Annotated in this window: 14 protein-coding genes and 1 pseudogene; 9 read left to right on the top strand and 6 right to left on the bottom strand. The window is 74.7% G+C overall.

The window, feature by feature from the left end; translation table 11 throughout:
* Window positions 1-206: 206 nt before the first annotated feature.
* The 3 genes from IF129_RS09290 to IF129_RS09280 all read left to right on the top strand — a co-directional run bounded on the left by IF129_RS09290 (window position 207) and on the right by IF129_RS09280 (window position 2,326).
* Window positions 207-401, top strand: coding sequence for a hypothetical protein (locus IF129_RS09290; protein ID WP_191209037.1), 195 nt, complete (start codon window positions 207-209; stop codon window positions 399-401).
* A 141-nt stretch (window positions 402-542) separates the two neighbouring features.
* On the top strand, window positions 543-737 hold the full coding sequence (locus IF129_RS09285) for a hypothetical protein (RefSeq protein WP_191209036.1): 195 nt from the start codon (window positions 543-545) through the stop codon (window positions 735-737).
* The gene (locus IF129_RS09280; protein WP_191209035.1) at window positions 737-2,326 is read left to right on the top strand and encodes a hypothetical protein; all 1,590 of its coding nucleotides are present in this window, start codon (window positions 737-739) and stop codon (window positions 2,324-2,326) included. The genes IF129_RS09285 and IF129_RS09280 overlap by 1 nt, the downstream gene beginning before the upstream one ends.
* Window positions 2,327-2,345: 19 nt before the next feature.
* Here the strand turns inward: IF129_RS09280 and IF129_RS09275 are convergent, their stop codons facing one another.
* On the bottom strand, window positions 2,346-3,848 hold the full coding sequence (locus IF129_RS09275; RefSeq protein WP_191209157.1) for an SCO1417 family MocR-like transcription factor: 1,503 nt from the start codon (window positions 3,846-3,848) through the stop codon (window positions 2,346-2,348).
* Window positions 3,849-3,904: 56 nt separating this feature from the next.
* Here IF129_RS09275 and yczE point away from each other — a divergent pair, with 56 nt between their 5' ends.
* From yczE to IF129_RS09255, 4 genes are all read left to right on the top strand, one after another.
* Entirely contained in the window at window positions 3,905-4,609 is a 705-nt protein-coding gene (gene yczE, locus IF129_RS09270) for a membrane protein YczE (protein WP_224754617.1), read from the top strand.
* 46 nt (window positions 4,610-4,655) lie between these two features.
* Complete coding sequence (locus tag IF129_RS09265; RefSeq protein WP_191209033.1) at window positions 4,656-5,423, top strand: glycerophosphodiester phosphodiesterase; 768 nt, start codon at window positions 4,656-4,658, stop codon at window positions 5,421-5,423.
* A gap of 52 nt (window positions 5,424-5,475) precedes the next feature.
* Window positions 5,476-6,834, top strand: coding sequence for an MFS transporter (locus IF129_RS09260; RefSeq protein WP_318153640.1), 1,359 nt, complete (start codon window positions 5,476-5,478; stop codon window positions 6,832-6,834).
* 256 nt (window positions 6,835-7,090) lie between these two features.
* Complete coding sequence (locus tag IF129_RS09255; RefSeq protein ID WP_191209032.1) at window positions 7,091-7,465, top strand: RNA polymerase-binding protein RbpA; 375 nt, start codon at window positions 7,091-7,093, stop codon at window positions 7,463-7,465.
* A gap of 180 nt (window positions 7,466-7,645) precedes the next feature.
* Here IF129_RS09255 and fxsA read toward each other — a convergent pair whose 3' ends face one another.
* The 5 genes from fxsA to IF129_RS09230 form a co-directional block, all read right to left on the bottom strand.
* Window positions 7,646-8,263 carry an FxsA family membrane protein gene (gene fxsA / locus IF129_RS09250; protein ID WP_191209031.1) on the bottom strand — a complete coding sequence of 206 codons (618 nt, stop codon included), beginning with the start codon at window positions 8,261-8,263 and terminating at the stop codon, window positions 7,646-7,648.
* Window positions 8,247-9,038 (bottom strand): polyprenol monophosphomannose synthase, encoded by a 792-nt coding sequence (locus IF129_RS09245; RefSeq protein WP_191209030.1) that lies wholly within the window; start codon window positions 9,036-9,038, stop codon window positions 8,247-8,249. The genes fxsA and IF129_RS09245 overlap by 17 nt, the downstream gene beginning before the upstream one ends.
* Window positions 9,035-10,780, bottom strand: coding sequence for an apolipoprotein N-acyltransferase (gene lnt / locus IF129_RS09240; protein ID WP_191209029.1), 1,746 nt, complete (start codon window positions 10,778-10,780; stop codon window positions 9,035-9,037). Before lnt ends, IF129_RS09245 begins: the two co-directional genes overlap by 4 nt.
* Before the next feature lie 531 nt (window positions 10,781-11,311).
* On the bottom strand, window positions 11,312-12,952 hold the full coding sequence (locus tag IF129_RS09235) for an amidohydrolase (protein WP_191209028.1): 1,641 nt from the start codon (window positions 12,950-12,952) through the stop codon (window positions 11,312-11,314).
* A gap of 60 nt (window positions 12,953-13,012) precedes the next feature.
* The gene (locus tag IF129_RS09230; RefSeq protein WP_191209027.1) at window positions 13,013-13,453 is read right to left on the bottom strand and encodes an Lrp/AsnC family transcriptional regulator; all 441 of its coding nucleotides are present in this window, start codon (window positions 13,451-13,453) and stop codon (window positions 13,013-13,015) included.
* A gap of 247 nt (window positions 13,454-13,700) precedes the next feature.
* Here IF129_RS09230 and IF129_RS09225 point away from each other — a divergent pair, with 247 nt between their 5' ends.
* Entirely contained in the window at window positions 13,701-14,072 is a 372-nt protein-coding gene (locus IF129_RS09225; protein ID WP_191209155.1) for a hypothetical protein, read from the top strand.
* A 106-nt stretch (window positions 14,073-14,178) separates the two neighbouring features.
* Window positions 14,179-14,760, top strand: a pseudogene (locus tag IF129_RS26205) (DUF4142 domain-containing protein); the annotation flags it as partial.
* Window positions 14,761-14,851: the final 91 nt, after the last annotated feature.

The following is a 14,851-nucleotide window of genomic DNA, read 5'->3' as shown; positions in this document are numbered from 1 at the left end:
GGAGTTTTCACCCTTCGCTGTGGCTCCTCGTGCGCCCGGGGTCGTGGGCGCCGTCGGCCCGGGCGGGACACGGGCGGGGGCGCGGGTCAGCCGAGCGGCGCATCCGGATTGCGGCGGCCCGCCGCGCCCGCAAGCCTGAGGATGCCTCGGCACGGCCGCCCCGTCGTCGTGCTCGATCCTCCCGCCCGCCGCACCTGGAGCTCCGCATGGCCCTGTCCGTCTCAAGCGTCGTCCTGCTCGGCATCGCGATCTTCCTGCTGACCCGCAAGGGCGGGCTGAAGGTGTCCCACGCGCTGGTCTGCGCGCTCTTCGGCTTCTACCTGGCCGGGACGACGATGGCCCCGGGGATCGAGGCGGGCGGCAACATGATCGCCTCCCTCGTCTCGGGGCTGACGCTGTAGACAGCCCCGCCGGTGGGGCATGGTCCACCCTTATGCGATCTTACGATCCGTTAAATCACCTGATTGCCTGTATCGCCCGCTCCGTCCCTCTGTGATGCTGGTGTGACGCATGGTGACCGCACCCTCACACCAGGAGCGTTCATGGTCCTGTCGATCTCCGGCGTCGTCCTCTTCGGGGTGATCGGCTTCCTGCTCTTCCGCAAGGGCGAGCTGAAGCCGTCGCACGCCGCCGTCTGCGCCCTCTTCGGTTTCTACCTGTCCGGAACGGCCGTCGGGCCCGGCATCCAGGCGGGCAGCGACAAACTGGCCAGCCTGCTGGGCGGGATCACCCTCTAGTGGCCTGGCGCACCCTCACACAGGGACGCCTCGCGGTCCGCACGCTCGGGTACGGCGCGGCCGACGTGGCCCACCCGCTGATCGTGCTGGGACGCGGAGCCGCCCGGCTCACCGCCGCCGGCCGGCGCTGGTGGGAGGGCACCGCGCGGGAGCAGCGCGGCCCGGCCCTGTTCCTGGCCGGCGCCTGCGCCGCGCTGCTGTGGGTCGTGCCGTACGGCCCCTGGCTCGCGGCGGCGGGCGCCGTGGGCGCGTGCGCCTGGTTCGGGCGTCCGCCCAAGGAGGCCGAGGAGGCCGAGCCCGGGCCGGACGCGGAGGAGCGGGCCGCCCGCCTCCAGACGCTGTACGAGGCGCTGGTGCCCTGCCTGGCCGTCCCCGACGACCCGCACCCGGAGCCCCTGTACGCGCCCGACGGTTCCTGGGAGCGCGCCTTCACCTCGTACGCGTTCGACGGCGACGGCCGGCCGACCCGGCTGGTGCTGCGCTATCCGCCCTGCTTCCCGGACGGCGAGACGGAGCCGCGCCTGCGCGTGCAGCGGCTGCTGTGCGCCAAGATCGGCCGCTCCCGGGAGCTGCGCTTCGACTGGGACGAGGAGGGCAACGAGCTGCGGGTCACCGCGCTGGACCCGCTCCCCCCGGACCTGGTCGTCCAGCGTTTCGTCGTCACGCCCGGCGAGATGGTGCTGGGGTTCACCGACGCGGAGGCCGTGCAGCGAACGCTGCCGGTGCTGGACGGCGCCGAGTCCCTGGACGTCCCCCCGGTCGTGTGGCGGACCGGGCCCCGGTCGACCGAGCCCCACCTGCTGGCGCTCGGGCAGCCCGGCGCCGGTACGACGACGCTGCTGCGGTCGGTGGCGCTGCAGGCCCTCCAGCACGGCGACGTCCTGGTCGTCGACGGTTCGGGCAGTGGTGAGTACGCCTGCCTGACGGGCCGGCGCGGGGTGCTCTCGGTGGAGACGACCCTCGTGGGGGCCCTCGCCTCCCTGCAGTGGGCCGCCCACGAGACCGAGCGCCGGCTGCTGGCGGCGGTGCACGCCCGGGAGGGCGGCCGGCCCGTGCCCGACACGGTGCGCCGACCGCTGTGGGTGCTGGTGGACCGCCCGGCGGTGCTCAGCCACCTGGCTCGCGGGGAGGGCCGGGGCGACCCGCAGGAACTGCTGCAGGTGGCGCTGCGGCACGGCCGTTCGGCCCGGGTGTCGGTGGCGCTGGCGGAGCAGTTCGAGGGGGCCGAGGCGCTGGCCCAGGTGGTGCGCGCCTACACCCGCGCCCGGGTCGTGCTGGGCCCGGCCACCCCGGAGCAGGTACGGGCCGTGCTGGGCGAGCCGCCGCAGACGACGCCGGTGCGGGACGTCCCCCCGGGCCGGGGGTACGCCCGGCTGGGTTCCGGCCCGGTGCTGCGCCTCCAGGTCCCGGCGGCCCCGGACCCGTACGACGAGCTCGCCGCCGAGGCGCATCGCGAGGCCGTGCGGGAGCTGCTGCCCCCGCCCGTGGTCGGGGTGGAGGAGATCGACGCCTCCGCGCGGGAACCGCGCCCCGAGGACGCCGTTCCGCAGCAGGGCGAGCAGCGTTCCGACACGCGGGTGGACGGCTGACGCGGCCCCGGCGCGGACGTCAGGCGACGAAGCTGCGGGGAATCTCCGGTGCGGTGTGCGGCAGCCCGGCGACCAGACGGGTGGCGGCGGCCAAGCGCTGGGCGGCCTCGTTCGCCAGGGCTCCGGAGACCGTGAACGGCAGCCGCACGTACCCCTCGAACGCGCCGTCCACGCCGAACCGGGGCCCGGAGGGCACGCGCACGCCGAGCCGCTCCCCCGCCTCGGCGATGCGGGAGCCGGAGAGCCCGCCGGTGCGCACCCACAGGGTCAGCCCCCCGCGCGGCACGGTGAACTCCCACTCCGGCAGGTACTCCGCGAGGGCGGACACCAGCGCGTCGCGGTTGACGCGGGCCTGGGCGCGGCGCACGGCGACGGCCCGGTCCCAACCGCCGTCGGCCAGCAGCCGGGCCACCGCGAGCTGCTCCAGGACCGGGCTGCCGAGGTCGGCCCAGGCCCGGGCGGAGACGAGGCTGCGGACGACCTCGGGGGCGGCCCGCACCCAGCCGATCCGCAGGCCCGCCCAGACCGCCTTGCTGGCCGAGCCGACGGTGATCACGGTGGCGCCGCCCGGGTCGAAGGCCGCCACGGGACGGGGCTGGTCGGCCGCCGTGGCCTCGTCCAGGGCCAGGTCCGCCATCGTCTCGTCGACGACCAGGGTGGTGCCGGCGGTGCGGGCGGCCGACACCAGGTCCCGGCGGCGTCCCTCGTCGGCCAGGGCTCCGGTCGGGTTGTGGAAGTCCGCGACGACGTAGGCCAGGCGTGGTGCGGCCGCGCGGAGCGTCTGGCGCCAGGCGGGCAGTTCCCAGCCGGCGAGCCGGTCGGCCATGGCCACGGGGACCAGCCGGGCGCCCGCGTCGCGCATGAGCTGGAGGACGTTGGCGTAGGAGGGGTGCTCGACGGCCACGCGCTCACCGCGCGGCACGAGCAGCTTGCAGATCGCGGCCACGGCGCCCATCGCCCCGGTGGTGACCATGATCTGCTCGGGCATGGTCGGCAGCCCCCGGGCGGTGCAGCGGTCGGCGATCGCCTGGCGCAGGGCGGGCAGCCCGGCCGGGTAGTCCCCGTGCGTCCGCGCGTAGGGCGGCAGGTCCTCCAGGGCGGTCCGCAGAGCCTGGCTCAGGTGCGGCTCGGGGGCCGGGAGGGCGGCGCAGGCCAGGTCGATGACGCCCCCGGCGGCCTCGGGGGGAAGCGGGTCCAGGCTGCGGGTGGGCAGCGGGTCGCCGGCCGGGACGGCCGTCCAGCTTCCGGCGCCCCGACGTGAGGCGAGGAACCCGTCGACGCGCAGCGCCTCGAAGGCCGCCGCCACCGTCGTGCGGCTCACGCCGAGGGCGGACGCCAGCTCCCGCTCCGCCGGCAGCCGCGCCCCGACGGGCACCCGGCCCTCCAGGACGAGCAGCCGGACGCCGTCGGCCAGGGCGCGGTAGGCGGGGGGACCGCCCCGGCCGGTACGGTCGGCCGCACGTTGGGAGCCGAGGAGCCGGACGAGTTGCGGGGCGCCGACGGCTGAGGTCCACTCGGGCATGATGCGGTCCACCTCTTGCACATTGGACATCGAATTGGCCTTGCCTTCCGGTCAGCATGTCATGCATTCGGCGATCAGTGCAGGGAGGGCCATCAGTGACGGCGACGGGGACGCGGGGCGGGGAACGACGACTGGGACGCCGCGTGGCGCAGCTGTACGGGGGGCTCCTGCTCTACGGCGTCAGCGCGGGTCTCATGGTGCGCGCGGAGCTGGGCCTCAGCCCGTGGGAGGTCTTCCACCAGGGCGTGTCCGAAAGGATCGGGCTCTCCATCGGGATCGTCTCCGTGCTCACGGGTGCGCTGGTGCTGCTGCTGTGGCTGCCCCTGCGGGAGAGGCCCGGCCTCGGGACGGTCTCCAACGTCGTCCTGGTCGGGCTCTCGCTGGACGCCACACTGGTGCTGACGCCGCAGTGGGAGGCCCTGGCGGTGCGGTGGCCGCTGCTGCTGTCCGGCATCGTGCTGAACGGGGTGGCGACGGGCCTGTACATCGCGGCCCGGTTCGGTGCCGGACCCCGGGACGGGCTGATGACCGGGCTGCACCGGCGCACCGGCGTCTCCCTCCGGGTGGCGCGGACGGGCGTCGAGCTGGTCGTCCTGGTGAGCGGCTACCTCCTCGGTGGTGGCGTGGGGGCGGGCACGGCGCTGTACGCGCTGTCCATCGGCCCCCTGGCGCAGCGGTTCCTGCGGGTCTTCGCCGTGGACGGGCCGCCGCCGGGGCCGCCCGCCGCACCCGGTGTTCCGGTGGCACCGGACGTCCGGTAGGGGTGCCGAGTCGGGCGGGTCGGCGGCGGCACGCGATACTGCGGCGGTGACGACTGCGGCCCACCCCTACTTCGACCACCCCCGCCCCTTCGCGTTCGCCCACCGGGGCGGCGTCGCCGGGGGCCTGGAGAACACCGAACGGGCGTTCCGCCGTGCCGTGGACCTCGGCTACCGGTACCTGGAGACGGACGTGCACGTCACGGCCGACGGGCGGCTGGTGGCCTTCCACGACGCGACCCTGGACCGGGTGACCGACGCCCGGGGCGCCATCGCCGACCTCCCGTGGTCGGAGGTGGCGCGGGCGCGCGTCGGCGGGCGGGAACCCGTCCCGCTCTTCGCGGACCTGCTCCGGGCCTTCCCCGGCACCCGGTGGAACGTCGACGTCAAGGCCGAGGGGGCGCTGCTGCCGCTGCTGCGCGTCCTCCAGGAGCAGGACGCCTGGGGCCGGGTGTGCGTGGGCTCCTTCGACGAGCGCCGCGTGGCCCGGGCCCAGGCGCTGGCGGGCAACCGGCTGGCCACGTCTCTGGGCACCCGCGGCGTCGTGGCTCTGCGGCTGCGTTCGTGGGGGCTGCCCGCCCGGCCGCGCCCGGACGCCCGGGCGGCGCAGGTCCCGGTGCGGCAGGCGGGGATACCGGTCGTCGACGGGGCCTTCGTCCGCTGTGCGCACCGGCTCGGGCTCCAGGTGCACGTCTGGACGGTCAACGAGGCGGACGCCATGCGGGCGCTGCTCGATCTGGGGGTGGATGGCATCATGACCGACCACGTGGAGCTGCTGCGCGGGGTGCTGGAGGAACGCGGCGCCTGGCCGGCGTGAGCACCACCGGTGCGTGCGGACGCTCCGCGCGGCGGGAACGAGGGGGACACAGGTGGACGCCAAGGTCGTGACCGAGCCGGCGGGCTCGGACGACGCGGGGAGCCGGCGCAGGGAGCAGCGCGGCTGGTACTGGTACGACTGGGCCAACTCGGTCTTCCAGACCAGCGTGCTGACCGTGTTCCTCGGCCCGTACCTCACCGAGATCGCGGAGGCCGCGGCGGACGCGGAGGGCTACATCCACCCGCTGGGCATCCCGGTGCGTGACGGCTCCTACTTCGCCTACGTCATCTCCGCGTCGGTGCTGCTGTCCGTCCTGGTGATGCCCGTGGTGGGCGCGCTGGCCGACCGCACGGGACGCAAGAAGCCCCTGCTGGGCGTCTTCGCCTACACGGGGGCGGCGGCCACGACGGGCATGTTCTTCCTGGACGGCGACCGCTACCTGCTCGGCGGGCTGCTGCTGATCCTGGCGAACGTGGCCTACGCCGCGTCGATCGTCGTCTACAACGCCTACCTGCCGCAGATCGCCGAGCCGCACGAGCGGGACGCGGTGTCCTCACGGGGGTGGGCCTTCGGCTACGGGGCCGGTTCGCTGGTCCTGGTGGCGAACCTCGCGCTCTTCCTCGGCCACGAGTCGCTGGGGGTCGAGGAGGGCACGGCCGTGCGGATCTGCCTGGCCTCGGCCGGGCTGTGGTGGGCGGTGTTCACCCTGGTGCCCCTGCGACGGCTGCGGGAGCGCCCGGGGACGGTGCGCGGGGCGCGGCTGTCGCTCGGCGGCGGGTTCCGGCAGCTCGGGCAGACGGTGCGGGAGCTGCGCCGCTACCCGCTGACGCTGATGTTCCTGCTGGCCTACCTGCTGTACAACGACGGCGTGCAGACGGTGATCACCCAGGCGTCCGTGTTCGGCTCCGAGGAACTCGGGATGGAGCAGGAGTCCCTGATCGGGGCGATCCTGCTGGTGCAGGTCCTGGCGATCTTCGGTGCTCTCGGCCTGGGCCGTCTGGCGGAGCGCTACGGGGCGAAACGGACGATCCTGGGTTCCCTGGTGGCCTGGACCGGGACGGTCGCCGCCGGCTACTTCCTGCCCTCGGGCGAGCCGCTGTGGTTCTTCGTGCTGGCCGCCGCGATCGGCATGGTGCTGGGCGGGACGCAGGCCCTGTCGCGGTCGCTGTTCGCCCAGCTCGTACCGCGCGGCAAGGAGGCGGAGTACTTCTCCCTGTACGAGGTGAGCGACCGGGGTACGAGCTGGCTCGGACCGCTGGTCTTCGGGCTGACGTACCAGTTGACCGGCAGCTACCGGGACGCGATCATCTCGCTCGTCGTCTTCTTCGTGCTCGGGTTCGTGCTGCTGCTGAGGGTGCCGGTGCGTCGGGCGGCGGCGGCCGTGGGCAACACGGACCCCGGCCGGATTTAGCCCGCCCGTGGCGGGAGCGGTAGTGTACGCCTTCGGCCCGCCCGGAGGGAGCGTTACTGCGCGTCCAGCGGAGAAGGACACCGGGTGACATCCATCCCCAGATGTGACAAAGCGGGCAACGGCGGGTACAACAAGGGGCGGCACGACGGGCGACGCATGTCCCGATACGGGAATCTTCACCGCCGACCGGACGTTGACCGGATGACGACGACAGCGACACCTGTCCTGTGGGCGACAAGCCCGGGAGGCACGATTCATGAGTGAGCGAGCTCTTCGCGGCACGCGACTCGTGGTGACCAGCTACGAGACGGACCGCGGCATCGACCTGGCCCCGCGCCAGGCCGTGGAGTACGCATGCCAGAACGGACATCGGTTCGAGATGCCGTTCTCGGTCGAGGCGGAGATCCCGCCGGAGTGGGAGTGCAAGGTATGCGGCTCTCAGGCCCTGCTGGTCGACGGCGAGGGCCCGGAAGAGAAGAAGACCAAGCCGGCGAGGACGCACTGGGACATGCTCATGGAGCGACGTACCCGTGAGGAACTGGAGGAGGTGCTGGCCGAGCGGCTGGCGGTCCTGCGTTCCGGTGCGATGAACATCGCGGTGCATCCGCGCGACAGCCGCAAGTCCGCGTAGGCGGACCGGCGCCGGGGCAGAACGGCCGACGGCCGGACACCTCTCGACGGCGCGGGGGCCTGGAGCGTCATCCACGGATGGCGGCCCAGGCTCCCGCGCCGTTGTCGTGCGCCCGCCCCCGGCGTGCACTCCCCCCGCCGGTGCGCGGTCCCCGTCCGGTGCGGGAGCCGTGCCACCGCCTCAACGGCGCGGACCGTCCTCGTCGGGCTCTTCCTCGGGGGTGACGACCTCGCCCGGGACGACCTTGCCGTCCGGGCGGTGCATGCGGGCCTGCTCGCCCGCGCGCTGGGCCTGGTGCAGCGCGTCGCCCAGGGTCCCGGGTCGGGAGTTGCGGGCCTGCCGGTCGAGCCAGCGGTCGGTGCGGCGGCGCAGCAGCTCGGCCGTCGGCGGGAAGACGCAGAGCAGCCCCGCCACGTCCGACAGCAGACCGGGCAGCATCAGCAGCAGGCCGCCGAGCATCGCCAGCGCGTTGCCGCCCCCGGAGCGCGACGGCGCCGACCGCCCGGCGCCGGGCTGCTGGAGGGTCTCGGCCAAGGAGCTCCACGCCCGTCGCCCCGCCCGCTTGATGACGACGGAACCGAGCACGAAGCCGGCCGCCAGCAGCAGGAAGACGGTGAGGCCGCCCGCCGCGTCCCCGACCAGGAGCAGCAGCCACAGTTCCAGCACGGCCCACAGGGCCACGGTCAGCGGCAGGAAGGTGCGCGGCCGGGAGCGGCGGCGGTCCGGGCCCGGGGGCCGGGGACCGCCGGGTCCCCGCCCGGGGGGCTCGTAGCGGCTGGGGTCACGACGGCTGGTCATGGGTTCCAGTGTGCCTGCGTTCGGCCAGCCGGGTCAGCCGGGACCGCACACCCCACGCCGTGACCCGCCACAGCGCCTCCACCACGATGTCGCGGCTCATCTTGCTGTCGCCCAGCTCCCGCTCCACGAAGGTGATCGGGACCTCGACGACGTGGTATCCCGCCCGCACGGACCGGTGCGCCAGGTCGACCTGGAAGCAGTACCCCTGGGAGGAGACGCCGTCGATGCCCAGCCCGCGCAGGGTCTCCGCGCGGAAGGCCCGGAAGCCGCCGGTGACGTCGCGGACGGGGATGCCGAGGACCATGCGCGAGTAGGTGCTGCCACCCCTTGAGAGGAACTTGCGGCCGGCCGGCCAGTTGACCACGCGGCCGCCGGGGACCCAGCGGGAGCCGAGGACGAGGTCGGCGTGGCGCAGCGCGGTGAGCAGCCGGGGCAGCTCCTCCGGTTGGTGGGAGCCGTCGGCGTCCATCTCGACGAGGACGCCGAAGCCGTGTTCCATGCCCCACTCGAAGCCCGCCAGGTAGGCGGCGCCGAGGCCCTCCTTGCCCCGCCGGTGCAGGACGCGCACCCGCTCGTCCTCGGCGGCCAGCTCGTCGGCCAGCTTGCCGGTGCCGTCGGGGCTGTTGTCGTCGGCGACGAGCACGTGGGCGTCGGGCACGGCGGCCCGGGTGCGGCTCACGACGGAGCGGAGGTTCTCGACCTCGTTGTAGGTCGGGATGATCACGAGCACGGTACCGAGCGGCGCGAAGCGGCGCACCTCTTCCTGATCGGTCACGGCCTGTTCCCCTTCTCGTCCGTACGGCTCCGGCGGCCGTGGAGGATGGCGGCGGCCCAGGAGAGGAGGCCCACCATAGCGAGAGTCCACTCCGGTGCCGAACCGACGCGGTCGGCGAGAGTGAGGCCGTCGCGCAGCGGCAGCCGCGCGGTGAGCACCTCCTGCGTGAACTCCTCGGTGCGCTGCTCGACCGTCCCGTCGGGGGCGACGACGGCGCTGATGCCGCTCGGAGCGGCGGTCACGACGGCCCGGCCGTGCTCGATGGCCCGCAGTCGGGACATGGCCAGCTGCTGCTCGGGCTGGCCGGTGTTGCCGTAGGTGGCGTTGTTCGTCTGGATCACCAGGGCGCGGGCGCCGGCCCGGACGGTGTCGCGCACGATCTCGTCGTAGGCCACCTCGAAGCAGATGACGTCGCCGAGGCGCGCGGGGCCCACCTGGAGGACCCCGGGCTCGTCCCCCGGCCAGAAGTCGCGCGGCACCCGTTCCAGGCGGCTGATGACCTTGCTGAGCTGCTCCCGGAAGGGCACGTACTCGCCGAACGGCACGGGGTGCTGCTTGGTGTAGGAGTCGCCGGGGCCGCTGACGGGGTCCCACACGATGCCCTGGTTCTCGACGTAGCCCTCCCGGGTCGGGTGGTCCACGAGGGCGCCCACGAGGATGGGGACGCCGATGGCCTTCGCCGCCCGGTCGATGGCCGCGTACGCCTCCGGGTAGCGGTACGGGTCGAGATCCGAGGCGTTCTCCGGCCAGATGACGAGGTCGGGGCGCTCCGCGCGGCCGGCGGCGACGTCCTCGGCGAGTTCCACGGTGGGCTCGACGTGGTTCTCCAGGATCATCATCGGGCGGCCGAGGAAGTCCATGCCCGGCTGCTGCACGTCGCCCTGGACGACCGCGATGTCCACGTGCTCGTCGGCGTCGGTCGGCACCGGCACGGCGTACCCGGCGAGCGTGACGGCCGTGGCGAGCCCCGCCGCCGCTGCGGCGGGCCGCAGCGCGCGGTGCGCCGGCCGGGCGGGGGTGTCCCCGGTGCCGGGGGCTTCCCGAGGTGCGGAGCGCCACCGCCACAGGGCGACGGCGGACGCGGCCGCCAGGGTGCCGGCCAGCGCGACGGCGAAGGTGACCAGCGGGGCCCCGCCCAGGGCCGCCAGGGGCGTGAAGGGCGATCCGGTGTTGGCGAAGGCGAGCCGGCCCCAGGGGAAGCCGCCCAGCGGCACGCGGTCGCGCGCCCACTCCTCGGCGACCCACAGACAGGCTCCCCACAGGGGCCACAGCGGCAGCCGGGAGGTCGCCGCGAGACCGCCGCCGAGCAGGGCGAGGAAGAGCGCCTGCAGGAGGGACAGACCGAACACGGTGTCCCAGCCGATGACGCGCAGCCACTGCAGCAGGCCGACGAAGAAGCCCAGGCCGAACAGGAGCCCCGCCCAGGCGCCCTGCCGGACGGTGCGCCCGCGCGTCAGGAGGCTCAGCGCGGCGACGGCGGCCAGGGACAGGGGCCAGGCGTCGACCGGGGGGAAGGCACCGGCCAGGGCCAGTCCGCCGAGGACGGCCAGACCCGGCCCGCGCAGCCGCCCGACGGGCCCCGGGCGGGCGGGGCCCGGGGCGGCCGCGTCGGCGCCGCCCGTCGTCCCGGAGCCGTGGGACGGCTCCGGGTCCCGTGCGCGCGCGGAGGACCCGGGTCCGGGCACGTCGGCGTGGGGCCCGGGGCGGGCCGCTTCGGCGGAGGTGTCGGAGCCCGGTGCCACGCTGGCGCCTTCCTGCAGATGGGCGGTCTGAGGTGACCGTACATCGGCACCCGGGGCAGTGGGCGCTCCGGGTGGAGGGGAACGGACGGGACCGGGGGGGGCGAGCCGCCGTCCGCGTCAGCGGATCGGGCCCGGCGCCCTTCGGGCCGACCCCGGGCCCGCTGGCTGCGGATCGACCGAGAGCCGTTGTCTACTGAGCGTCCGGGCCCCACCCGGGTCACACCTGCCGGCCGGACGAAACCTTCCGTCCCCGTACCGCGGGCGCTGGACCTGGCTCCCGGTGGTGGTGTGCCGGTGCGACGCACCACCCGTGGCCCAACGGCTCCAGGCGGTTGCGTGGGCGGACCCCCGACCGGACGTCCTGTGGTGGACTCGGCCGAACCTACCCGCCCGTGACAGCTGCCTGTCAACAGGCGTTTGACCTGCGTTTCTCGCGGTGCTGTCCTCGAACCAGCAGGTCAGTGGCGGAAATTCGGCGGTCGTGCGGGGCGCGTACGCCGCAACTTTCGGCCGTACCACCACGCCCGGGTATCACTCGTTCGGACGCTCGTGGACCGTGCGTCCGCCCACCACCGTCCGCAGGCACAGGGGCAGTTGACCGCCGGGGGTCAGGTCCGGCAGTCCGGGTGTGCCGGAGCGCGGGTCGGTGGACCAGTTCGCCACCCGGGTGTCGGGGGCCTGGACGAGCAGCTCACCGGCCCGCCAGACCGCGTAGTCGGCCGGCGCCCCGGGCACGAGGACCCCGGCGTCGTCCCGGCCGAGGGCCCGCCAGCCGCCTCGCGTGTGCGCGGTGAAGGCCGCACGGGCGGAGACGCGGTGGCCGGGGGTGCGGTGGAAGGCGGCGGCCCGCACGGCCGCCCAGGGGCCGAGCGGGGTGACGGGACTGTCCGAGCCGAAGGCGAGCGGCACCCCGGCGCGCAGGAGGTCCGCGAAGGGGTTGAGGGTGCGGGCCCGCTCCACGCCCAGCCGCTCCGCGTACATGCCCTCCTCCCCGCCCCAGGCGGCGTCGAAGCCCGGCTGCACGGAGGCGATGAGGGCCAGTTCGGCGAAGGCGTCGATGTGGCCGGGGGTGAGCATCTCGGCGTGCTCGACCCGGTGGCGCAGCGCCCGCACCCGTTCGGTGCCCAGACGTGCGGCCGCGGTGCGGACGCCGTCGGTGACGGCGGTCAGGGCGGCGTCGCCGATGGCGTGGAAACCGGCCTGGAGCCCGGCCTCGGTACAGGCGGTCACGTGCGCCGCGACCGCCGCCGCGTCCAGGTGGGCCGTGCCGGTGTGCGGCGCGTCGGCGTAGGGGGCGTGCAGGTGCGCGGTGTGTGAGCCGAGCGATCCGTCGGCGAACAGGTCCCCGGCGGCGCCCACGGCCCCGAGCTCGCGCACCCGTCGCGCGTCCTTCGCGTTCGTGACGGCTTCGGCCCAGTAGCCGAAGACCCGGGGGCCCGGTTCGTCGGCGGCCAGGGCCAGCAGTGCGGTCAGGTCCTCGGGGCTGGAGATCTCCGGGCCGGCGCACTCGTGCAGCGAGCCCACGCCCAGTTCGGCGGCGCGGCGCAGCGTGGCCCGCTGCGCCGCGGCGCGCTGGGCGGGCGTGACGGAGGCGTACGCGGCGGCACGGACGGCGTGGTGGGCGGCGGCGGTCAACGGGCCGTCGCCGGTGAAGCCGGCCAGCTCGCGCACTCCGGGCACGGCCTCCAGCAGCGCGGTGGTGACCAGCGCGGAGTGGACGTCGATGCGGGTGAGGTACAGGGGGCGTCCACCGGCGGCCGCGTCCAGTTCCGCGCGGGACGGCGGCCGACGCTCGGGCCAGCCCCCGGCGTCCCAGCCGTGGCCGAGCAGGACGCGGTCGCCGGGCCGGTCGCGCGCGTGGGCGCGGACGCGGGCGAGGGCGTCGCCGAGGTCGGCGGCGCCGCTGAGGTCGAGGCCGGTGAGGGCCAGGCCGGTCGGGGTCGCGTGGACGTGGGCGTCGGTGAAGGCGGGGGTGACCAGGGCGCCCTCCAGGTCGACGACGTCGTCGACACCGTCGGCGAAGGAGTCGGCGGCGCCTTCGGAGCCGACCCAGGCCACCCGGTCGCCCTCGGTGACCATCGCGGTGGCGAACGGATCGGCCGGGCTGTACACCTCCCCGCCGCGCAGGAGGACGGTACGGGGCTCGTCGCCGGACGCGGTGCGCTCGCTCATGGCTCCCAGTCTCGCGCCAGGTGCCGGTAGGGCTTCACCCGGGGTGGGCGGCACCGCGGGTCACAGACGCGGCGGGCGGGCCTCGTACGGCGTGGAGAGCACGACGGTGGTCCGGGTGGAGACGCCCGCGAGGCTGCGGATGCGGGCCAGCAGGTGCTCGAGCTCGATCGGTGTGGCCACCCGCACCTTGAGGATGTAGTTCTCGTCGCCGGCGACGCTGTGGCACGCCTCGATCTCGGGGACGTCGGCGAGTCGGTCGGCGATGTCGTCGGGCGCGCTGGGGTCGAAGGGCGCGACGGAGATGAACGCCGTCATGGGCAGCCCGACGGACCCCGCGTCCACGACGGCCGCGTACCCCTTGATGACACCGCGCTGCTCCAGCCGGCGGACACGCTGGTGCACCGCCGAGGTGGACAGGCCCGTGGCCTTGCCCAGGTCGGTGTAACTCATCCGCCCGTCCTCGACGAGCAACTGCACGATCTGCCGGTCCAGCTCCTCCACACCACGCAACCTACTGCGCCGGGCGTGCTCCGGCACAGCGGGGCGGGTGAAGAGCGCACTGTGGGCCTCTCGTGTGACGAAGGCCACAGGAATGCTCCCGCGCTCCCGGGAGTGGCGGAGATTACGCGCCCGTGTGGACGGGAAATGCTTGCTGTGGCCGAGACCGGCTTGTCGAAGGCGTCCGGCCGACCCATTTCGAGGGGGATGTATGCGCAAGGTGCAGTCGCTCCGTCCTGACGTCCCGGCCATGCGGGACGCGGGGAGCGCCGAGGACACCCCGGAGTCCGACGAACAGTACGACTCCGTGGAGATCTACCGCGTGCTGTGCCCGCAGTGCGCACAGCCCATCGCGTTGCTGGCCGACGAGGAGCGGCTCCCCGAGCACGCGCTGTGCGCCTCGCCGTGGAACCCGTTCGGACTGACGGTGTGCGACGGTTCCGGTCTGTCGGCCGCCGCCGCCCGCGACGCGGCCGACGGTGAGCCGCAGGAGGAGGACGCGGCGGCCCTGCTGACGCTTCCTGCCGGGCTGGACTGGCGGACGCAGCCGTTCTCCCACGCGGGAGGCCCCGTCGCGAGGCCGGCGCGGCCCGAGCGGACGGCCGCCGCCGCCCGCCGATGAGTGCTCGGGGATTCTTTGTCGGGGTGTGACTAACCTTCGACCTCCCCTCCGCACGGCGCACTAGCGTCCCCGACACCAAGGGTCGCCGGCGTGCCGAGGAGGGCTCATGCGCCATGTCAACGGAACGCCGGTCGCCTCCGCGAGGACGCTCGGCACCGCTTCGGTGGTGGCGGCGCTCGCCGCCACCCTCGTGGCGCTGCTGGTCCCGGTCCGGATGTTCGACGGCGCCGCCACGGCAGCCGCCGCGCGGGGCTGGGAGGACGACGGCCGGGGCACGGTGAGCACCGAGTACGGACCGCTCACCGCGCTCGACCGCGACTTCGTGCGCACGGTCCGGCTCGCCGGTCTGTGGGAGCTGCCCGCGGGGCGGCAGGCGCAGGAGCGCAGCGGTCGCGCGTCGGTCCGGTTGGCCGGTGACCACCTCGTCGAGGGGCACACGGAGCTGGACGGGCTGGCGATCGGGACCGCCCGGGCGCTCGGCATCGAGCTGGCCAACCAGCCGAACGCGCGGCAGCGGGAGTGGCTGGCCCGGCTGGACGGCGCGCGCGGAGACGCGTTCGACCGGCTCTTCGCGAACCTGCTGCGCGAGGCGCACGGCACGGTCTTCGCACGGGTCGCGGAGGTGCGCGCCACCACGCGCAACTCCATGGTGCGCTCCCTCGCCACCCGTGCCAACGCCGTCGTGCTCGACCACATCACGGTGCTGGAGAACACCGGTCTGGTGGACTTCGAAGCGCTGGCCGCACAGCCGACGGCCGCCGCGCGTCGGGCCCTTGGTC

The sequence above is a fragment of the Streptomyces chumphonensis genome, assembly GCF_014779715.1.
In the GTDB taxonomy this organism is placed as follows: Bacteria; Actinomycetota; Actinomycetes; order Streptomycetales; family Streptomycetaceae; genus Streptomyces; species Streptomyces chumphonensis.
This window is presented reverse-complemented; position numbering and strand designations above follow the sequence as displayed.